Source organism: Actinokineospora lacus, from assembly GCF_053813445.1.
This window is the reverse complement of the sequence record NZ_JBQERA010000023.1, coordinates 1-19,929: the sequence shown is the minus strand read 5'-3', so window position 1 is coordinate 19,929 and position 19,929 is coordinate 1. Positions and strand designations below refer to the sequence as shown.

23 protein-coding genes and 1 CRISPR repeat array (1 of these 24 only partly in view) are annotated in these 19,929 nt (G+C 68.2%); of the genes, 13 read left to right on the top strand and 10 right to left on the bottom strand.

Annotated elements, in window-relative coordinates; translation table 11 throughout:
• Positions 1-366: direct repeats of the CRISPR family, unit length 25 nt; unit sequence GTCCGCCCCGCACGCGCGGGGATGG (it extends 24 nt beyond the left edge of the window).
• A gap of 183 nt (positions 367-549) precedes the next feature.
• From ACTG9Q_RS32350 to ACTG9Q_RS32325, 6 genes are all read right to left on the bottom strand, one after another.
• Positions 550-1,020 carry a PPC domain-containing DNA-binding protein gene (locus ACTG9Q_RS32350; protein WP_455576762.1) on the bottom strand — a complete coding sequence of 157 codons (471 nt, stop codon included), beginning with the start codon at positions 1,018-1,020 and terminating at the stop codon, positions 550-552.
• 3 nt (positions 1,021-1,023) lie between these two features.
• Entirely contained in the window at positions 1,024-2,085 is a 1,062-nt protein-coding gene (locus ACTG9Q_RS32345) for an asparaginase (RefSeq protein ID WP_455576761.1), read from the bottom strand.
• Positions 2,086-2,126: 41 nt separating this feature from the next.
• The gene (locus ACTG9Q_RS32340; protein WP_455576760.1) at positions 2,127-2,339 is read right to left on the bottom strand and encodes a hypothetical protein; all 213 of its coding nucleotides are present in this window, start codon (positions 2,337-2,339) and stop codon (positions 2,127-2,129) included.
• On the bottom strand, positions 2,336-3,625 hold the full coding sequence (locus ACTG9Q_RS32335; protein ID WP_455576759.1) for a helix-turn-helix transcriptional regulator: 1,290 nt from the start codon (positions 3,623-3,625) through the stop codon (positions 2,336-2,338). Before ACTG9Q_RS32335 ends, ACTG9Q_RS32340 begins: the two co-directional genes overlap by 4 nt.
• A gap of 1,590 nt (positions 3,626-5,215) precedes the next feature.
• Positions 5,216-5,995 carry a transposase gene (locus ACTG9Q_RS32330; RefSeq protein WP_455576758.1) on the bottom strand — a complete coding sequence of 260 codons (780 nt, stop codon included), beginning with the start codon at positions 5,993-5,995 and terminating at the stop codon, positions 5,216-5,218.
• A gap of 730 nt (positions 5,996-6,725) precedes the next feature.
• Positions 6,726-6,926, bottom strand: a complete 201-nt coding sequence (locus tag ACTG9Q_RS32325; RefSeq protein WP_455576757.1) for a hypothetical protein — start codon at positions 6,924-6,926, stop codon at positions 6,726-6,728.
• A 59-nt stretch (positions 6,927-6,985) separates the two neighbouring features.
• Here ACTG9Q_RS32325 and ACTG9Q_RS32320 point away from each other — a divergent pair, with 59 nt between their 5' ends.
• Positions 6,986-7,402: a DddA-like double-stranded DNA deaminase toxin gene (locus ACTG9Q_RS32320; RefSeq protein ID WP_455576756.1), complete on the top strand. Its 417-nt coding sequence runs from the start codon at positions 6,986-6,988 to the stop codon at positions 7,400-7,402.
• Positions 7,399-7,851, top strand: coding sequence for an Imm1 family immunity protein (locus ACTG9Q_RS32315; RefSeq protein ID WP_455576755.1), 453 nt, complete (start codon positions 7,399-7,401; stop codon positions 7,849-7,851). The genes ACTG9Q_RS32320 and ACTG9Q_RS32315 overlap by 4 nt, the downstream gene beginning before the upstream one ends.
• A 924-nt stretch (positions 7,852-8,775) precedes the next feature.
• On the opposite strand, the gene ACTG9Q_RS32310 is transcribed toward ACTG9Q_RS32315, so the two are convergent.
• From ACTG9Q_RS32310 to ACTG9Q_RS32295, 4 genes are all read right to left on the bottom strand, one after another.
• Positions 8,776-9,249, bottom strand: coding sequence for an NUDIX hydrolase (locus ACTG9Q_RS32310; RefSeq protein WP_455576754.1), 474 nt, complete (start codon positions 9,247-9,249; stop codon positions 8,776-8,778).
• Between the two features lie 72 nt (positions 9,250-9,321).
• Positions 9,322-9,693, bottom strand: a complete 372-nt coding sequence (locus tag ACTG9Q_RS32305; RefSeq protein ID WP_455576753.1) for a hypothetical protein — start codon at positions 9,691-9,693, stop codon at positions 9,322-9,324.
• 118 nt (positions 9,694-9,811) lie between these two features.
• Positions 9,812-10,435: a 2'-5' RNA ligase family protein gene (locus ACTG9Q_RS32300; protein WP_455576752.1), complete on the bottom strand. Its 624-nt coding sequence runs from the start codon at positions 10,433-10,435 to the stop codon at positions 9,812-9,814.
• Positions 10,436-10,462: 27 nt separating this feature from the next.
• Positions 10,463-11,830 carry a helix-turn-helix transcriptional regulator gene (locus ACTG9Q_RS32295; RefSeq protein ID WP_455576751.1) on the bottom strand — a complete coding sequence of 456 codons (1,368 nt, stop codon included), beginning with the start codon at positions 11,828-11,830 and terminating at the stop codon, positions 10,463-10,465.
• Between the two features lie 132 nt (positions 11,831-11,962).
• Here ACTG9Q_RS32295 and ACTG9Q_RS32290 point away from each other — a divergent pair, with 132 nt between their 5' ends.
• The 11 genes from ACTG9Q_RS32290 (at position 11,963) to ACTG9Q_RS32240 (ending at position 19,621) form a co-directional block, all read left to right on the top strand.
• The gene (locus ACTG9Q_RS32290) at positions 11,963-13,171 is read left to right on the top strand and encodes a radical SAM protein (RefSeq protein WP_455576750.1); all 1,209 of its coding nucleotides are present in this window, start codon (positions 11,963-11,965) and stop codon (positions 13,169-13,171) included.
• Entirely contained in the window at positions 13,168-13,803 is a 636-nt protein-coding gene (locus ACTG9Q_RS32285) for a 3'-5' exonuclease (RefSeq protein ID WP_455576749.1), read from the top strand. Before ACTG9Q_RS32290 ends, ACTG9Q_RS32285 begins: the two co-directional genes overlap by 4 nt.
• Positions 13,800-14,414 (top strand): AAA family ATPase, encoded by a 615-nt coding sequence (locus ACTG9Q_RS32280; RefSeq protein WP_455576748.1) that lies wholly within the window; start codon positions 13,800-13,802, stop codon positions 14,412-14,414. The genes ACTG9Q_RS32285 and ACTG9Q_RS32280 overlap by 4 nt, the downstream gene beginning before the upstream one ends.
• A 123-nt stretch (positions 14,415-14,537) precedes the next feature.
• Complete coding sequence (locus tag ACTG9Q_RS32275; protein WP_455576747.1) at positions 14,538-14,909, top strand: hypothetical protein; 372 nt, start codon at positions 14,538-14,540, stop codon at positions 14,907-14,909.
• A gap of 3 nt (positions 14,910-14,912) precedes the next feature.
• Complete coding sequence (locus tag ACTG9Q_RS32270) at positions 14,913-15,164, top strand: hypothetical protein (RefSeq protein ID WP_455576746.1); 252 nt, start codon at positions 14,913-14,915, stop codon at positions 15,162-15,164.
• A gap of 353 nt (positions 15,165-15,517) precedes the next feature.
• Positions 15,518-15,805 carry a hypothetical protein gene (locus tag ACTG9Q_RS32265; protein WP_455576745.1) on the top strand — a complete coding sequence of 96 codons (288 nt, stop codon included), beginning with the start codon at positions 15,518-15,520 and terminating at the stop codon, positions 15,803-15,805.
• 84 nt (positions 15,806-15,889) lie between these two features.
• Entirely contained in the window at positions 15,890-16,390 is a 501-nt protein-coding gene (locus ACTG9Q_RS32260; RefSeq protein ID WP_455576744.1) for a helix-turn-helix domain-containing protein, read from the top strand.
• Between the two features lie 11 nt (positions 16,391-16,401).
• Positions 16,402-16,851: a hypothetical protein gene (locus tag ACTG9Q_RS32255; protein WP_455576743.1), complete on the top strand. Its 450-nt coding sequence runs from the start codon at positions 16,402-16,404 to the stop codon at positions 16,849-16,851.
• Positions 16,839-17,750, top strand: a complete 912-nt coding sequence (locus ACTG9Q_RS32250; protein ID WP_455576742.1) for a helix-turn-helix domain-containing protein — start codon at positions 16,839-16,841, stop codon at positions 17,748-17,750. Before ACTG9Q_RS32255 ends, ACTG9Q_RS32250 begins: the two co-directional genes overlap by 13 nt.
• 167 nt (positions 17,751-17,917) lie before the next feature.
• Positions 17,918-18,364 (top strand): NUDIX domain-containing protein, encoded by a 447-nt coding sequence (locus ACTG9Q_RS32245; protein WP_455576741.1) that lies wholly within the window; start codon positions 17,918-17,920, stop codon positions 18,362-18,364.
• Between the two features lie 480 nt (positions 18,365-18,844).
• On the top strand, positions 18,845-19,621 hold the full coding sequence (locus tag ACTG9Q_RS32240; protein ID WP_455576740.1) for a hypothetical protein: 777 nt from the start codon (positions 18,845-18,847) through the stop codon (positions 19,619-19,621).
• Positions 19,622-19,929 lie beyond the last annotated feature (308 nt).

Genomic DNA, 19,929 nt, shown 5'->3' with positions numbered 1-19,929 from the left:
GTCCCGCCCCGGCCGGGATTCCGCCCACCCGCTACTCGCCCGCCCCGCACGCGCGGGGATGGTCCCAGGCGGCAGGCGCTCCGGTCGTGCCAGTCGGGGTCCGCCCCGCACGCGCGGGGATGGTCCGCACACGCCGAGTCGATCCACATGTTCAGCGAGTCCGCCCCGCACGCGCGGGGATGGTCCCTTGCTGATGCGGAAGGCCTCGCGCAGCACGTCGTCCGCCCCGCACGCGCGGGGATGGGTCGCGCGTCGCCGTGTACTTCGGGAAGCACAGCACGTCCGCCCCGCATGCGCGGGGATGGGTCCTGGTCGGTGCCCTGGATGTAGATCCACGCCACGTCCGCCCCGCACGCGCGGGGATGGGTTCGCGGCGATTACCTTCGAGGTCTACATCCGTCCTATAGATGAAGTCTGACCGCTCCTGTGCGGCAAGTCATGATGGACGAGGACCAGCTCGGTTGTGAGGCGATCGGCGGGACGGCTGGTGAAGTGACCCAGCACGTGAACGCACCGGGCCTGTCGTTGCAGCACTCCCGGATGGTCAGATCATGCCGAGTCTGGGCCGAAGCGTAGAAGTGGCACGTCGTGGAGGTCGGGCTGTCGTTCGCGGCGCATGGTGGGGTTGGCGACTTCGATGACGAGCATCTCGGTGAGGAACAGGACCTCGGCGCGCAGTAGGTGGCTGGTGTAGCCGGTGGCGGCTTGTTCTTTCAGGCCGACGGCAACGTGGATGTGTGGCAGGACTTGGTCGGTGGCGGGGTCGTGGGCGAGGGTGCCGCCGCCGAAGGCTTCGACGTTGGTCAGGTGGACTTTGGTCCAGACGGGGGCGGTCGGGTCGTCGAGTTTGTCGCAGGTGCCGACGATGTCGACCTCGGCGAATCCGGCGATGAAGGAGGGGATGTAGCCCGAGCGGACGTTGTTGACGCGGCAGAACTCGGCCAGGGCGGTGAAGAAGTCCTCGCCGTGGTCGAAGGTGACGCCGAAGGTGCGTCCGAGGGTGAGGTCGTGGCTGCGCACGGGTCAGGGCTCCTGGCTGGCGGTCGGGCTGGTCCAGGGCCACGTGCTGGGGTGGGTGTGGCCGCCTGCGGCGTCGAACGCGGCCGCGATCGTGGCGCGGTCGGCATCGGCGGTGAGCAAGGTGTGGAGCAGGATGCGGGCTTTGAGCGGGTCGAGGAACCCGGCGCCGATGAGGCCGTGCTCGATCAGATCACGTTCGCTGCCGGGGAAGGCGTAGGTGGCGCGCAGGGTGGACCCGGATCCGGTGCGGGAGGCCAGCACGACGGGGATCCGATCGGCGACTTTCGTCAGCAGCGGTACAAGGTCGGCGGGGACGTGGCCGACGCCGAAGGCGGCCACCACGAGTCCGTCGAGCCGGTCGGCGGCGGCCTCGATGAGGGTGCCGTCGTCGCCGAGGGTGATCGTGGCCAGCCCGACGTTCCTGCCGGGCAGGCGTGGCTCGGTGGGGATGACGGTGCGGTCGGTGAGGCGGTTGTGCAGCCGTGGTCGGCCTTCGAGGACCGCGCCGAGCGGACCACCGTTGGGTGACTGGAAGGTGGCGCCGCTGGTGGTGTGGGTCTTGCGGACGCGGCGAGCGGCGTGGATCTCGTCGGCGAGCACAACGACGCAGCCCTGCCCACGCAGCTGCGGGCCGGCGGCGGTCTGGATGGCGGCGAGGACGTTGGCTGGACCGTCGGCCCCCGCGAGGGTGGGGTTGCGCATCGCGCCGGTCACGACCAGCGGCTGCCGGCCCGCATGGAGCAGGTCGAGGAGGTAGGCGGTCTCCTCGATGGTGTCCGTGCCTTGGGTGACCACCGCGCCATCAACGTCACCGTCGGCGAGCCGTGAGGCGATGGCGTCGGCGAGCTCGGTGAGGTCGGAGAAGGTCAGGGACGCGCCCGGCTTGCGGCGGAAGTCGACGACATCGACGGCGATGGTGGTCTCGGCCAGGCCGGGGACGGCGGCGACGAGTTGTTCCGCGGACAGGGCGGGGACGACTCCGCCGGTGTCGCTGCTGGTCATGGCGATGGTGCCGCCGAGGCCGAACAGGACGACACGGCGGTTGGCTGGCTGGGCGTCAGGCACCCTGGTCCCTCCCGGGCCACGTGCGGACATTGATCGCCAGCCTACTGCTCGGCGTGTTCTGCGCGGAGGGAGCCGAGGAACCGGCAGGCCTTGTCCAGCCCGGCCGTGGACAGCAGTCTGCTGCGTGGTTGGGCCAAGCCCGCGGTGCCATAGTCGCCCAGGTCGGCGCAGCGGCGGGTGAGCCAGGCCCAGTCCAGGTCGAGGTAGTCGGCGAGCGCCCGCAGCCGTGCGGGTGGGGTCGGCCCGGCAATCACGGAGTGGGCACTGGCGTAGCCGCGCGCGTCGGAGAATTCGCGCAGGACAGGCCGCTCGTCGGTGACGTCGACCTGCCAGACGCCCTCGTGGCCGACCCAGTTGGCCACAACGGCGCGACGGCTCTTGTCCAGGGCGAACCCGGCGACGGAGCTGTACTCAGGTGCGGCGCACACCTGGACCTCGATGCCGAAGGACTCCATGAGCGCGACCGCGAGCAACAGCAGGACCCGCTCAGGGCGCGCACCGTCGGTGACGGTCGCAGGCGGGATGCAGAGGTGCGGGTGGGTTTCGCGCCTGTGGTGATGAAGGTGCCCGCGGTCTTGGCCAGATAGGTGTACTTGTGAGCGAACACCAGCCAGGTGCTGGATTCCTCGCCGCGCTGCTCGCGCGTCCAGAACGCCGGCACGTCATGCAGGGCGTCGGTATGGCGCAGGATGTGGCGGGCGCAGAAATCCGAGCCCAACCACATCCGCGAGACCGCCGACAAGTCTTCGGCCAGGTCAGGGCCGCCGACCGACCGGGTCAAGCCATCAAACTCGCGCTGGTGTGCCTTAGCGGCGGCCAAGGCACTGTCGTCGTCGAGCAGGGCGCCGTCGAGGTTGGCCACCGCCCACAGCACGCCCAGGGTCAGGTCATCGAGTTCATAGGCGCCGGGGATGAGCAGTGGAGCACCGTCCACCGCCTTGGCCAGCCTGGCGCTGGCGGCCCGATTGTCCAGGGCGAACAACCGCGGACCGCTCGGGCCGTCGACGGAACCGACGACCAGGTTCCGCCCGGGGCGACGCAGCGCCGGGTCGTCGACGAAGCCGGTGGGGACACGCACCACGATCCGCCCGTCGTCGACCGCTGGATAGCTGGTGGCGGTAATCGCTGCTCCGGCGAAGAACCGGCCCGCCGGGGCGGAGATCCCGAACAGACTCGCCTCTACCTGCCGTACAGGCGGGAAGGCAAGGGCGAAGGGGGAGGCAAATCCGGGTAGGTGCTCCAGAGCCGAGGTGGGAAGGGCGTCCCGGAGCGCTCGCCGGTCGGCTCGCGCCTGCGCGCGCAAGGCCAGCAGCTGTCCGCCCGCGTCGAGCCGGGCATCAAGTGCCCGGATCAACTCCAGGGACGGCAGGTTGCCGCCGACCCGTTCCGCCAGCGACACATACTGGCGCGTGTAGCCAACCTCGACTGCCAGCTGTTTCTGGCTCAGGCCAGCGCACGTGCGCAGTCGCCGGATCTCAGCGGCAAGGCCAGCAGCAGCGCTATTGGCTCCGCCGCTGTCGATGGGGTTGTCCTCGGTCACGGTGCTCCCGCTCACCTCGATCCTGCGGAAAGAGCCCAGTGAGGCAAATGCGGACTGTAGTCGCCTCACCTCGTTCCGCGATCGTAGCGACATCTCCTTCCTCACCGACGACACCTGGCTAAACTCCGCAGAACTTCGCTGCTTGAGAACTGAATCAGCCTCACATTTGCCCCGCACCTGCGGGGATGACCCCGGGTCAGGACTGTGGCCATCCCAAGCCATGTCCACGCCCTGCACCGCGACCAAGGCCGGCACATATCCGCCCGAACCGCCAGCAGGGAGCCACCAAAGTGAATGAAAACCAGCTCTACTCGCCGCAAACCCCCAGCTCAACAAGTGTCCGCCCCGCACGCGCGGGGATGGGTCGGCCTCGGCGGTGCTGGCGAGGGCCTCGCTGACGTCCGCCCCGCACGCGCGGGGATGGGTCCGGGACGAGCATGTGGGGTGGCGGGTCGACCGTGTCCGCCCCGCACGCGCGGGGATGGGTCCTGAGGTCTTTCCAATTCCTATCGTTGCAATCTGTCCGCCCCGCACGCGCGGGGATGGGTCGGGCCCGCGATGGATTCTGACCAGTCCAGCTCCGTCCGCCCCGCACGCGCGGGGATGGGTCCGCCATGGCCTACCTCCTCGTCTGGTTTCTCCAGTCCGCCCCGCACGCGCGGGGATGGGTCGTGTTGGTGTGCAATGACTCCACCGCTGGATTAGTCCGCCCCGCACGCGCGGGATGGGTCCGCCTTCGCCATACCGGCACAGAACGCCTCGGCGTCCACCCCGCACGCGCGGGGATGGGTCCCTTCCAAGCGGAGTGTCACCGAGCACTGTGCTGTCCGCCCCGCACGCGCGGGGATGGGTCCGTCGCCCTCTAACGGCCGACGCGGGGGATAAGGTCCGCCCCCGCACGCGCGGGGATGGGTCCGGCCTGGCGGCTTCGACCAGGGCCAGCCAGTCGTCCGCCCCGCACGCGCGGGGATGGGTCCAGGTCGGTGGCGCTGGGGTCCGACGTCAGCACGTCCGCCCTGCACGCGCGGGGATGGGTCGACCGCGTCCCCTCGGTGCTCACCACCCTCGCGGTCCGCCCCGCACGCGCGAGGATGGGTCCCCCACCGATTTCGCCCGCTCCATCAGGGAGGCAGTCCGCCCCGCACGCGCGGGGATGGGTCGAAAGCGGGCATCTATCTGATCGGCGGGGGCACGTCCGCCCCGCACGCGCGGGGATGGGTCCATCATCATCACGCTGGTCCTGGGGTTCATCGTGTCCGCCCCGCACGCGCGGGGATGCGTCTGTCCTGCGCTGTGCGTTTGGCAGAGAGAAAGTGTCCGCCCCGCACGCGCGGGGATGGGTCCGCCTGCCTGCGCCTCACTATCTCGGCAATCTCGTCCGCCCCGCACGCGCGGGGATGGGTCGCCCCCTCTTCCCTCGTCTCCGCTGGAAGATCGCGTCCGCCCCGCACGCGCGGGAATGGTTCCCGCTGGCACCGAAACATCCCGTGCACCGACAGCTCCGCCCCGCACGCGCGGGGATGGTTTGGTGGCTCGCTAAGAGATGTCTCGTAACTGATCTTGTGGTGTTCCGGGGCCGGTGTCTGTCGGTTAGCCGGTGATGGTGAGGTTGTGGAGGAAGGCGATGCCCGCGGCGGTGGTGGCGAGGGTGTGTCCTGCGCGGCGGTAGTCGCGCAGGATCTTCCAGTTCTTCATCCCGGCCAGGGTGTGCTCGACCCGGGCTCGGATCTTGCGGTGGACGGTGTTGAGCTGTTCCTGCCAGTCGGGTAACTCGCTGCCGTCGCGGGGTTTGCGGTAGGGCATGATCACGTCTTCGTTGCCCTGGTAGCCACCGTCGGCCATCACCGGGCGGCCCGCCAGTCGTTCGGCGATGCCGGAATCCCGGTAGACGGTGCAGTCGTTGCGGTTGCCCGGCTGCGGGTCGCCGGTGGCGATCACCAGGCGGGTGTCGGCGTCGATGGCCACCTGCAGGTTGGTGGAGTAGCGGTAGTTCTTCGACCGCTCCGCGACCCGATGGTCCCGGGTCGGGACCAGGGTGCCGTCGACGATGGCGACCTGGTCGATCCGGCGTCTGCGCACGGGCGCCAACGCCAACAGCGGGCCGAGGGAGTCCACCACGCGATGTGCGGCGGAGTGCGAGACCCCGAACAACGGCCCGATCTGACGCATCGTCAGGTTCGTGCGCCAGTACACCGCCACCAGCAGCACCCGGTCCGGCAACGTCAACCGCCACTGCCTACCAGGGCGGCCATCGGCGATGGCCTCCCCGCCACGCTGGGCCACCACCCGCACCAGCTTGCGGAACTGCCCCGGCTGCAGCCCGGTGAACGGCGCTATCCACTCCGACCGCGACGACGAGATCACCTGCACCCGCACATGATCAACCACCCGCCACACAACCCAACCACCGGGTTACGAGACATCCCTTAGCCACGCAGAAAGTGAAGCAGTCCGCCCCACGAGCGGATAGGTTCCGCGCAAACTGCGGACCCGCCTGGTCGGTGTCCACCCCGTGCACGGGGCCGGCCCTGAACCCCCGCCTCGGCCTGTTCGTCGAGGCCCGGTGCTGGTCGGCGAACCTGTTAATCGAACCGGATAAGTGCGCAGCCATCCGCTGGTTCGACCTCGACGGCCTTCCCATGAATTACCCCACCATAGGCATCCATGCCTACCGCGAGGAACGACTCTTCAGCGAACGGGGCTAGAGCACCCAGTTCCAAAATGGCTTTGGCCCGGTAACAGAGGAATCAGCGAACCCAATTTCGCCAGTCCCGTGCTCCCGCGCATCGCCAACCCTCCAGTGCGCGACGTCCGGGCACATGCAACGTCACCTGGGCAGCCACACTCGGCTTCCACGCCCAGCCCCGAAACACCGGCCCCAGTGCGGCATTCGGTCAATCGGTTTCAGCCAGACCGGTGCCGTGGCTTCACTGTCAACCCGACCTCGGTGTGTCAACCCGATCGGGTGAACCTGCCCGCAGGCGGCCCAACGTCCAGGCAGACCCGGTGGGAGCACAGCCAGGATGGGCTGGTGTCCATCGCCGAGGTCGCCATCGCGATCCGGGCGGGGCTCGCCCAACTCGCGACCGGCCGGGCCGCGCTACTGGCCGCGGCGACGGCCCTGGATGAAGCCCGCACCCTCATCGAACAGGCCACCGCGGGCAGCACACGCCCCGAACCAGGCACAGCGATCGCAGCGCTTACCGATGCCCTGCAAGGTCTCGGGCAGGCCCTGGCCCAGCACGACGCCGCCACCCACCAGTTCACCGTCTATGTGCGCTCCATCGCCGCCGACGCGCACACCGCGCCTCCGCCGCCCATGTCACGCCCCTCCGGCCCCCGACCGGGCCCATCCCGCCTGTGGGAGCCCAACCCGCCCACCGCGTGGAGCAGTTGCGCGCCGAGCTGCCGCCCCCGCTCGAAGGCGCCGGAACCGGCCGCAAGACCCACGGCCGCTGGTTCGTGGGAGATCGCCCCGCCCAAACCCTGATCAGCGGAGAAGACGACACCGCCCGCCTGGCCGCGGGCTACCTGGCCCGCGTCGGAGCGCAACGCGCCTCCATCCGAGCACACGCGGAGATCAAACTGGCCGCGCTCATCCGACAACGATGGGAGGCCACCGGACTCACCGCCCACGCCACCATCGTGATCAACAACCTATTGTGCTCGGGCAGCACATCCTGCCCGGTCTTCCTACCGTGGCTGCTGCCTCCCGGCTGCTCCCTTACCGTCATCACACCCACAGAACGCCACACCTTCACCGGAGACCCGACGTGACCACCCTGGCCTTCTGGCACTCCCCCGACCAAGACAACGAACTGCTCGCCACCACCCCCGCCGAAATCGACGCCGCCCTGGACCTGATCAACAAACTCAGCACCAACTACGGCAACGTCGCCACCGTCACCCGCCACAGCGACGAGGGACCGACCCTCTACGTCGGACTCAACGGCAAGGTAGGCGCCCTGCAGTACACCCACGCCAACGAAGCCTTCTTCAGCCAGGGCAACACCCGCCACGAGGGCACCTGCCTCGAATACGACTGGCAGTGGAACATCTTCCACTACCCCCCCGACGCCGAAATCCCACTCACCGACATCCGAGCCGCAGTGCACCAGTTCGCCGAGACCCGCACCAAACCAACCTCAATCCGCTGGCAGGAATGGGAACCACCGATCGAACCCGGCGGCACACCCCTCGCCCACGACGACCCCGCCTGGGGCTGAACGACACACCCAACACACCGCCGTGACCGACCACGACGCCGTCAAGGCGCCGGAGGCCATCGAGGAGGCCCAGCGAAGACCTGGCCTGTGGAGTGGCGATGGAATAGCCCGTCATCCGGTAGCAGGCCGAGCGGTTCCGGGCGCTAGCAGAAAGCCGCCAAAGTGAATGAAAACCAGCCCCACTCGCCACAAACCCCCCAGCTCAACAAGCGTCCGCTCCGCACGCGCGGGGATGGTCCCGAGTCGGGCAGGCTCGCCGTGGTGGGGTGGTCCGCCCCGCACGCGCGGGGAGGGTCCCAGCTCCGCGCCGATGGCTTGGACACTGAAGACGTCGCCCGCACGCGCGGGATGGGTCCGTTAGCCGTGCAGCTTGGTGAAGTCAGGTGAAGTCCGCCCCGCACGCGCGGGGATGGGCCGGGACTGGCATGGCCGTGACTCCTCAGAGGGACGTCCGCCCCGCACGCGGGGATGGGTCCCCCGAGCCCGGTGAGGACAAGGACATCGGCCCGTCCGCCCCGCACGCGCGGGGATGGGTCCTGAGTGATGGTGAGGGCGTGGGGGCGGTGGCTGTCCGCCCCCACGCGCGGGGATGGGTCGTCGGCGACCCGCGGCGTGGGCTCCCGCTTCCGGTCCGCCCCGCACGCGCGGGGATGGGTCCCAGACGACGCAGTTCTGGAACGAGCAGACGTAGTCCGCTCCGCACACGCGGGGATGGGTCCGGGCAGCTGCCCAACTGCAGCGGCGAGGTGACGTCCGCCCCGCACACGCAGGGATGGGTCGACGTCCTTGGTAGATTCCTGGATCGCCCCGAGGTCCGCCCCGCACGCACGGGATGGGTCGGACAGGACGAGGGCGGCGGTGGCAGGGAGGGCGTCCGCCCCGCATGCGCGGGGATGGGCTTGTTCCTTCAAAGCAGCGACGCCCTTAGCGCAACGCGAGAAACGTGGCCAACGCGGTCAACGACGGCCCGTCGGTGATCTGGCCATCAGCGATCAGGCCGCGCAACTCAGTGATGGGCACCCACTCGACGCGGCTGGCTTCGGCGGCGTCCGGCGGCCCTTCGTGGCGCGCGTCGGAAGCGAGGAACACCCGGTACCGTTGGTCGCTGATCCCGGTCAGTGGGTGGTACCGGACCAGCGGCTTGACGACGCTGACCCGGTGGCCGGTCTCCTCCAGAATCTCTCGGCGTACCGCATCCTCCGGCTCCTCCCTGGGGTCGGCCCAGCCCGCCGGGATCTCCCAGCCCCAGGTGTCGGTCGTGAAACGGTGCCGCCACAGCAGCAGAACGCGATCGTCGTCGATGACGACCGCGCCGACGGAGACGCGGGGGAAGCGGATCACGTGGTGCTCGAAACGCGGGCCGCCCGGCACCTCGACGTCGTCGAGGTCGATGTTCACCCAGTCGGAAGCAAAGACACGGTGGGTGCCGTGGACGGTCCACTCGCTCGGATCAGCCAACGCCGTACTCCCCTAGTCGCGTTTCCAGGTCGCCGCCCATGCTTCCCGCGCGGCGTCGAAGGTGTGCATGCACGTCGCGCGCCCGCGCGGTGATCGGCTCGACCATCGAGCCCGTGGCCATGTCGAGGCTTCCACCGCGACCCGGGCAGCTTCCTCGACTTCGCCGTCGTGGACCAGGCACTCGGCCAAGTCGAGCATCAGCAGCGCGCGGCCCTTGCTGTCCCGCGCGGCGCGGCGGTCAAGGGCGTCGCGAAGGACGGGCGCGGCTTTCGCGGTGTCCCGCATGGCGAGCCAAGCGCTGCCCGCGATGCCGCGGAGGCGGGCGTCGTACTGGCGGGGTATAGCCGACCTGCGCGGCCAGCTGCTTCTGGCTGAGCCCAGCATCGTACGCAACCGCCGGATCTCGGCGCCAGCATGCCCACAGCACCCTCAGCGGCATCAGACAGTGCTCTCCGGGACTGTGTATTGGTCGACGGTGCCTCCCTCGCCCCTTCGCGCCCAGTCAGCCAAGCTTGATGGTTGCGCAGTCAGTCCACTCGTAGGCTTGATTGTCCCGATTCAGTTTGATCAGGGAGACCGTTGAGATAGGAACGTCGGCGCTGTGCATAGTGTGGTCGTTCAACGCTGCTCGAATTGGCTCCATCGGCCCATCCGAGTTGGAGTACGCGAGGGTGACGTGCGCGCGGAACCCGTCTGCTGGCTCGGGCACGTTGTTCGGACCCCACACCTCGGCGATGGCGTCGCGTATGGCGTGTCGGACTCGGACAAGCGGTTCGGCAGGCTGTGCTGGCATCTGGATGGTTTCCGAGTCGACGTGAGCTGGCCCGAGCCGGACGGTGAAGGGCTCCAACCGCGCGCAGCGTCGCCGAGTGGCGTCCACGATGCGGTCGACGTCGCCGTGGTCGACCTCATCGGTGAAACCGATCCCTTGCGTGGTGAGGTGCAGCCAGCGCAGTGGCACCGGGTCGAGCGTCGGCAGCGTGTCGAGCAGCGGCGCATAGTGGGCGACGAGTCGCGCGGCGGCGGGCTGGTCGGCGAAGGTGAAGTGCCACGTGAAGAACGACCTGCCGACCTTCCAGCCCGGCCGCCACCACCAGTGGTCCCGCATCTGCTCCGGCTCGGTCACGCGTGCCTCTCTTCAGTGGGGACATCGTCAGACTGTCAGTTCGGGAACGCCTGGATGGCGCGTGAAATCAGCGATCTCATCGCGTATCCGATCGGCGATCGGCTCTCCGATGAAGGAACCGGCTGCCGCACGGGCTTCGGTGAGGCGTTGGAGCAACGGCCTCACCCGATGCTCGGGCGGAGTCGCCATAACCGGCGCCAAGGCAAGAGCGGCTCCGTCCAATTCGCCGAGTGCGAGGCGCGCTTTGACCTGCTGAAGCCGAACCATCCGCTCCGACCCCGGGTTGCGCTGCTCCGCAGGCACGGCATCGAGACGCGCGACCGCTCGATCGGCGTGCTCGGCGGTGACAGCGGGCTCACCGAGCGACAGCGCCGTGTCCGACCAGAACCCCGCCGCTCGCTCCGCGCTGCACGTAAACGGTCCGGGCACGTCGTCGGCGTACTTCTCGGCGTCCTCGGCACAACGTTGGGCAGCGACCAGAGCAGATCGAGCGTGGTCGGCGTGACCGAGGCGGGCCAGATCCAAGGCATAGGCGCTGGCGAGGAAGGTCCGCCCGGTACCCCGGGCGTAGCGCAGGCCGTCGGCGGCGAAGCGCGCTGCGCGTTCGTGGTCGTCCTGCCAGAACGCTGCCGTGTGCTGCGTGGCACGGACCCAAGCCCGCAGACCATCATGATCGGCATTGTCCGCACAAGCCCATGCTGTGCGGGCATGTGTCTCGGCGATGTCAGGGCGCCCGAGGTCGACGGTCATCCACGCCAACAAAGTCAGCGACCACCCCGCGGCGGCATAGAGTTCACGAGCCTGCCCTGGCCGTTGCCGCCCCTCAAGCAGAGCGAAGGTCCTGTCCCGAAGTGCACGCGCACGGGCGAACAACGGCATCGTCGGGACAGTGAGGTAGACAGCGGCGACACGACGCACATCAACGTGAAGCTGCTCAACGGTGAGATCTCCGACGTTGCTCGCCTCAACTCGCGCCAGGAAGGCAGCCGACTCCTCTGCTGCGTCCATGACCATGACCTCCACATCGACCGCGGGCTGCTTGCCAACCTCTGATACCACGGTTCCAGCCAAGATCGGCCTCGACGCGTCGTCGAACGCGGCTGGGGCCTGCCGGAGTGTTCGTTGGTCGGTTCGTGCTTGGTCCCGTAGGGCCAGCAGACGCCCGTCGGCGTTGAGTCGGGCGTCGAGGGCGCGGACCAGCTCCAGCGACGGGAGGTTGCCGCCGGTGCGTTCTGCCAGGGACACGTACTGGCGGGTATAGCCGACCTGCGCGGCCAGCTCCTTCTGGCTGAGCCCGGCGCTGATGCGCAGCCGCCGAATCTCGGCGGCCAGCTCGGCAGCAGCCGGGCCGACGGCGCTGTCGGGGGCTTCGTCTGGGGCCATGGTGGCTTCCACCTAACCTTCGCACCTGCGGAACGGGCAGGGAGGCAAATACGGTCGGTAGTTGATTTGCCTCGTTCCGCGATCGTAGCGGGTCTGGTCCTCTGATCACGGGAAACACCCACCCGTTCAGGATCAGGAGGGTCCGTGACGACCACAGCCGAGGAACCGGCGACGACACCGGCATCGGTCAGGCCGCTCGCCCGGCCGATGCCCGTGCCGTTGCTGTCGCCGGCGCAGCGCAGCGCTGTTCGGCCGGAGTTGTTGGAGGTGATCGAGTACCGCAAGTCCGGGTTGAGCGTGAACTGGATCATCGGTTGTCCGCTGGACTGTGGCTACTGTGTGCGGCACTTGTTCGACAACTTCGAGATGAAGAACCCTCGTGCGCTGATGCGTGAGGACGAGGCGGCGGCGCTGCTGGTCGGGCACCCGTACTTCGTGCCGCACGTGACCCCGATCCAGCTGTTGAACCGGGCCACGGACCCGATGTTGCCCCGGGTCAAGGCGCACACCTTCGCGATGCTGCGCGAGCTGGACGAGCGGGGCCTGACCAACCACGTCCTGGTGATCACCCGCTGGCGGATCGAGCCCGAGGACTGCGCGGTCCTGAACTCCTTCACCAACATCAAACTCACTGTCCTGGTGACCTATTCGGGTATCGATGACGCTCGGGTGGAGCCGGTGGATTCGGCGATCGCCGCGGCGTCGTTGCGCACCGCCCACGAGCTCGCCGTGAACTACCGGGTGGTGTTGTACTGGCGGCCGATCGTGCCCGGTCTCAACGACACCGACGCCCACATCGACCGCGCGCTCGGGTTGAGCCGCCACGCCCACGCCACGGTGTTCACCGGTCTGTTCTTCAAAGACCAGATCCGTGACTACTACCGGGCCCACGGTCTGCCCGAGCCCTATGAGGACGGTGCCCGCCGCAAGTTCTTCCCCCACGACCTGGAGAGGCGGATCCTCGCCGCGGCGGGCGCCCGCACGGTGGGGTCACCGTTGTTCCGCAAGACCTCCTGCGGAGTCGCCCACGCCCACAGGGTGGCCGACTACAACGGCCACTTCGGCATCCGCGAGTTGTGCGACATCTGCCCGACCTGGCAGGTGAAGCGCTGCGAGCGGGCGTGGGTCCGGCCCGACACGCGGCGCGTCGCGGAGACCGCCGAGCGTCTGGGCGGCACCCTGATCGAGGTCAACGACCGCGCCATCATCGTCGCGGGCCTGGACGAGCAGCCCCGCTACCTGATCCAGCACGGGGTGGGCTACCAGGTCCACGACGTGACCAAACCGCACCGCCGCCACCAGCACGGCCGAGCCGACACCGGCTGGCCCGCCGCCCTGCAGGAGCCCCGATGACCCCAGCCCAGCCCACCGAGTTGCCCGCCGCCCTGCGCGGTCGGCGCCTGATCGTGGTGGACGTCGAAGGCAACGGCCGGCAGCCACCGGAGATCATCGAACTCGCCGCGCTGCCCCTCGACACCGACCACACCGGCGTCGAGACGGACATGCGGACCTGGCTGATCCGCCCACGGCAGCCGATTACCGCGATGGTCACCCGCAAGGTTCACGGCATCCGCGACCAGGACGTCGCGGACTGCCCGGCTTGGCCCGAGGTCGCCGACGACATCGCCCGACTGCTGCACGGACGGACGCTGGTCGCGCACCACGCCTCCGTCGAACACCGGGTGATCGGCGCGCACCTGCCCGACTGGCGCCCACCGCTGGTGCTCGACACGCTGCGCCTGGCCAAGCACGTGTGGCCCGACCTACCCGCCTACGCCCTGGACACGCTCGTCGCCCACGCCGGGATCAACCCGGCCGGATTCGCTGCGACCGGCCGGCACCGAGCCGCCTACGACACCTGGTGCGCCTGGCAACTGCTGCACCGACTCCTCACCGACAGCGACCTGGACTGGACGGAACTGATCACCGCCGCCGCCCTGCCCGGCACCGCCCCCGCGGAGGACCCGGAGGGCGGGCTGTGGTGACCGCTCCCGCGAACCCGAGCCCGGTCGAGCAACCGGTCACCATCGCCGTGCTAGGCACCCACTCCACCGGCAAATCCACCTTCCTCGCCCGCCTCGCCCACGCCCTGCGCCGCCACCACATCGCCGTCGGCACCGTCGCCGACCTCGGCGAACAAGCACAACGAATCGGAATGCCCATCCTCTACAACCACACCTGGGCATCCACCCTCTGGTTCCTCACCCGCGGCATCGCCGCCGAAATGGAAGCCTGGCTCCACGCCGACGTCGTGCTCATCGACCGCCCCGTCCCCGACGCCCTCGGCTACTACCGAGCCGCCCTGGAATACCGCGGCGAAAAACCCGACCCGCTGCAGCTCACCAAGCTCGAAACCCTCGTCCAAAGCCACAGCGACCGCTACAACCTCCTCTTCCGCACCACCCTGGACTCCACAATCCCCCTGGGCGACAACAAGACCCGCGACAACGACAGCGAATTCCGCGTCCTGGCCGACAAAAACATCGGCCACGTCCTTCACGAGCTGAACCTGGCACACGACCTACTGCCCGCCGACGGCCACGACGCGGCATTGAACAAAGCGATCACCTTCGTCACCGCCCGGCTCACTGGGTAATCGAACCCCACCGTGGGCAAGTACGTGAGGCGTGTCCTTCCTGAGCCTCGACTTCTTGGCTTTGTCGCCCCTCTCATCCCACATCCCATTTCTGCTCGCGATCGCAACGAGGAGTTGAGGTTGATGGTCGTCGCACTGCTCCCCACTGACTCCGAAGCGCCGCTGGGGATCGACACGATCACCGTGCGCGTGCTGCCACCGGCCCCCGCGCGCTGGCACCGCGGGCTGCCCAACCTGCGCTTGGCCCACCTGCGTGAAACACGCAACGGCGTGCCCCGCACGCTGGAGTTCGCGGGCCAACCCGTCGGCATCAGTGTCTGCGGCGCGTTGCTCGGCGACGACGAGGTCGATCCCGCCTCGGGATTGGCGCTCTGCGCGCAGTGCGAGGCCATAGCCGCGGCTGTATACGGAGCAACAAGGGCGAGCTGCGCGGCAATGGCACCGGATCACGGGCGCGATCAACACCTGGTATCAACCGAGGGCGCGGACCGGTGAGCCATGAACCACCAGCAGTCCGCGGTGCCATCGCTGATGTGGGGTACCAACCGCGAGGGCGGCAGCTACTACGCCGGGCGAACGCACGTGGCCTCCGACATCAAGGCGACCGCGCTGTGCGGGCTGCCGATCGATACCACCTGGACGCAACGGCCCAACGGTCCACCGCTATGCCCGGAGTGCTCGATCACCGCCCTGGAGTGGCTTTACCCCGCCTCACCAGCACTGCCACCCGGCTCCACACAGCAGAGGTGATCACCACGGTCTCCCGCGCCCGCCGAACCTGGCAGGAGCCGACGGTGTTTCTGCCCATCGTCGGCACACTGCCCCTGCCGCATCCACCACAGCCCCGTCCCGCACCGGGAAAGCCCATACCTGCGCGGCAGCCCCTGAGAGAACCGGCAACCGCACTCGTCGACGACCCCAGCACCCCGGAATTCCTGGCCCGCGTCCTGGCCGGGCTCCACCGCCTTTGACCGTCAACCTCAGAAAGCCAACCACCAAAAACGACAGAGCCGGCTCCGCCCGCGACTTACTTGCTCCACATCATCCAAGCCGAGCCGACACCAGCACATCAACGTACGCCGACAACATCCGAAGGAGATTCCATGTCCCACCACCTCATCAGCGAAAGCTGGCACCACCTCGCACCCGGGTGCCCCATCGCCATCGACGTGCAGCCCGTGGACCAGCACGTCGAAGTGGTGATCGGGGACCGGGTCGGACGCGTCAACGCCGTGACCCTCGTTCTCGCCGACCCCGATACTTGCGAACGCCTGATCACCGCCGCCACCGAAGCGCGCGACCAACTCATCGACCTGTTGACCGACGACACCACAGCGACGAGTACCGCGCCCGCAGAACTGGGACCGCTGGCTCTCGTCCCCGTCTCCTGACCAAGCGACATCCCGACGTGGGGGTCGCCCAGCTCGACCCCCACGTCTGCCACCACCTTCGCCGACTGCCGAGCAGGCTCGCCGATGCACCCGGCCACGCCTGCCCGATTCGCGGACGCTTCCCGGGTGCGGTCGCTGGAGGACGAGCTGCGCCCTCGCCACGCCAGCGCCCCTGGGCATCGGCCCGGCTCCGCCCTCCCTCGGAGCCGGGCCCCCTTCCACGCATCAGAAAGGACCGGGGTCATGCCACCGATCGACCCGCACGCGTGGTTCGCTCGTCATCTCGGTGACGAACTGCGAACCATCCGCCGAGCGCGTGGATGGACCCATCGGGACCTCCATGCCCTGCTGATCGGTCAGGAAGCCGGGCATGACCTTTCGGTGAAGACTCTCGCCAACTATGAGTACGGCACCCGTCGTATGACCGTCGACTGGTTCATGCGCCTGTGCACCGCCCTTGGGGAGAACGCCTCCACTGTGCTTCACCGCGCGGCCATCCGAACGTTTGAACCGACACACCCACCTCGGTCCGGGTCAGCCTTCCCGCACTCGCGGCCACTCCCGACCCGGTCCTCGCCCCTGTGAAGCCCTGGGCCGTGGTCGTCCTGCGCCAACAACCCTCCGCCCTCCACCCCTCTCACATCGCCGTCGAGTTGGACCAACGCGCCATCGCCGAGCTCGCCTGCCTCGCCAACACCAGCACCCTTGAGATGACCCACGCCTTGCGCGCTCTGTCCAACCGCACCGACCCGCAACCCGACACCACGAAGAACCCAGCCGTGTCTGATCTCTCCGACGAGGCCACCCACGCCAAGGGCACGCTCCAGTCACACAGCCAGCACATCTCCCCCGCCCACGACCTTGAGGGACAGGTGTTCTCCGACCCCGTCCACCCACAACGCCGGTTCCGCCAACCGCGACCACACCTCATGGCAATACTACGCACCGCACACACAGCACTGATCCTCCACAGCGAGAACAAAGCCATGTCCTGCCGCCGTGCTCCAACCCAGGCTGGCGTCCGACGGTCGTTGTGGGCGTTGTGATGCGGCCCGATTTAGAGGTCCCGGTAGCGCGGCGTCTGCTGGCTTACCAGCTCGTTCGCCTCTGCGCCGACGCCGAACTCCGGCACGTGGATCTAGCTGATCGCTTGGGCGTCAGCCGTGCATCGGTGACTCAGATGCTCATGGGGAAGAATCTGCCGTCCAGGGCCACGCTGGAGATCATTGTGCAGCGCTGCGGGTTCCCCGAGAAGGTGCCCGGCCTGGTCGCGGTGCTCGATGCCGCCCGGTCACGCCGGTACGCCGAGCCGCTGCCCGCCGGACAGCACCGTGACGGGGAGCTGGCGATCGGGCTGGAAGCCATCGCCGACTCCATCACCCTGTTCGACCCCGACATCGTCCCCGCCGTTCTGCAAACCCCGGACTACACCCACGCCGTCCTGACAGCCCGCAAGCAATCCAAACCCGAGTTGGATGTCGACGGTCACCGAGAACTGATCCACCGCCGCCACGGCATCCTCACGGCCAGCACTGTCACGATCACCTGGATCACCGAACAACGCGCCCTGCACAACCCGACGGTGCCCGCCGCCGTCATGGCCGACCAACTCCGACACCTGCAGGCGGTGAGCACCGGGAAAACGATCTCGATACACGTCCTGCTTGAGGACTCCCCACCGCCTCCGATCGGTGCCTTCACGCTCATCCGGGTCGGAGACTGGATCACCGCGCATCAGCAGACGGCCTGGTCGACCCACTACTACGACACACCAGAGGCACTCGCCGAATACGCCCACCTGATGGATTACCTGCTCGACCTGTCCCACAACCGGCACAACTCACGGTCGATCCTCAACCGCGCCGCAGACCTCGCCACCGAAGACGCCGCCTCGGCACACGGCGGGACCATCCTCCCGTTCTCGAGAACGCCCGACGGTGTATAGATCCACTACCTGTCCCCGCAGACCCACGGCTCGCAGTCCATCCTCCTATCTTCGGGCTACACGTCCTTTGCGGGAGAACACCCCATGCTCGCTGAACCCGCAGGCGCTGGCCATCGAGCACGGATCCGTACCTCGACGTCGTCCATCCCGCCGATTGTGAGAGCACCGTGACCACCACCTCATCCGCCCTCGGCCCGCTTGTCGCGGTGTACGGCCTTGTCGGACACGACGAGCAGCTCTTGGTCGTCCACGACCCGGACACCATGACATGCCGACTGCCAGGCGGACTCGTGCACGCCGGCGAGCCTGTCGAGAACGCTCTTCGGCGCATTCTGCGAGAACACCTCGGCGCCCACATCGCCCACATGGACTTCTGTGCCGCCGTGGAACTGCCTGGCCACCACCCGGATCAACAACCGGCGCTCTACGAACTGGCGCTGCTGTTCGACGTGACCGTGACCGACCCCGTTGCGATCCACACCGACCACGGCGAACCGCGCTGGGTCACCAACACCGAACTCGACCACCTCAACCTGTGCCCCCAATCGCTTGCGCACCGGTTGCGCACCGACGTACTCGCCAGCGAGTACCCGTGGTGGCCGACCCAGTCCTGACAGGCACCCATCCGTCGTCATCTCCCCGTCCCGGTGCACCACACCCATCGTGCCCTGCCAGAAGCAACCGAAGGAACCACGTGTCGTCGACGACCGACCTCACCGCTCACACCGATCAGCTCGTCCGCAAGAGGCGGCCTGCGATGAGGTCTCGGAGGCGAAGGTGATCCTGTCTCATTCGCACTGCTCGCCGGAGACCTCCACGCCACCGTCCGGCGAGGCCGCACGGCACCGTGGTGGTGATGGTCCGCTGACCACGTACCTCCCCAGTCTCGGGCAACTGCCTGGTGCGGGGCGGCCCGTGCTTGTGCTGGATCTCAACGAGGACCGAGCCGCCCCAGTGCGCGCGGGGTTGAGACGACGACCTGATGATCAGGACTTGGCGTTGCTCGACCGGGTCCTGCGCGCACTGCGCCGCCTGTGAACAACACGGCGCGTACCAACGCAAGTCTGAGCTGGGTCGACCACGAGGCGGTCACGATGGCGCTGACCTACTCCTGCACCCCGTCCACCGAACCCGCCAGACCGGACCGGCTGCCCAGCCTGGCCGGTTTCACGCTGTTCGAGACCTGCATCGGCGGCGCCCTCTACGACGTCCCACGCTTCCAGGACCTACCAGGCTCGGGCTGGACACCGGCACCCTGGCTCCACAAAGTCCCCGGCCACATCGAAGCCCCCATCGTCGCCGTCACCTGGTCATGCCCACCACCACCCACCGACAACCAGGTCCACCTCAGCTTCTACACCCCCCACCGGCCACCACGCTGGGACCGCCTACCACCACAGACCCACGTCGCCCACTGGACGGCGACACAGACCCCCTACAGCGCGGCCCACTTCACCGACCACGTGCGCGACGTCCTGGCCCGGACAAACCCACCACCGGCCCACGCGACCTTCTCCACAACACTGACCTGGGGCGAGCCGCTACCCGACCCCGGCACCAGTCACTGCGCCGGATGGGTCCAGACCCTCTACGGCCTCTGGCAGCTGCTCGACCACACCCTGAAGAAACCACTCACCCATACCCAAGTGCTCCCCGCACCACGACCCATCACCCGAGGCGACACCCGAGCCGGCATCACCGCCACCAGCACCGTGAACATCATCCGAGTCCACCCCAATTCACAACCCAAGACCCAACCCCAGACGACGAGGACAACGACGCCGACCAAGATCCGGCAGGCAAGAGCCGCCGCTCATCCCACCACCGACACCGATACTGGCGCGGCCCTTACCGCGCGAACATCTGCATGAACACACACGAACACAACGAAGGAAACCGCGAACACAAAGAAATCTCAATCAGCCGACACCTACGCGGACCAGCCGGCGCACCATTTCGCGAACGCGTCACAGAAATCCGTGGAATACCGGCGCCGTCTCAAACTAACACGCACGGAAACGTCAACATCATGCGTCCCGAAGGGACGAATCCGACCAGTTATTGAGGCGAAAGTATTAGGTTGCCTATGTGTCGGCGTAGCGGACGTGTGGGGCACGGAAGTAGCCGCGGACGATGTGCGGTTGGCGTTGGCGGCGTCGCAGGAAGCGTCGGGTCTCGT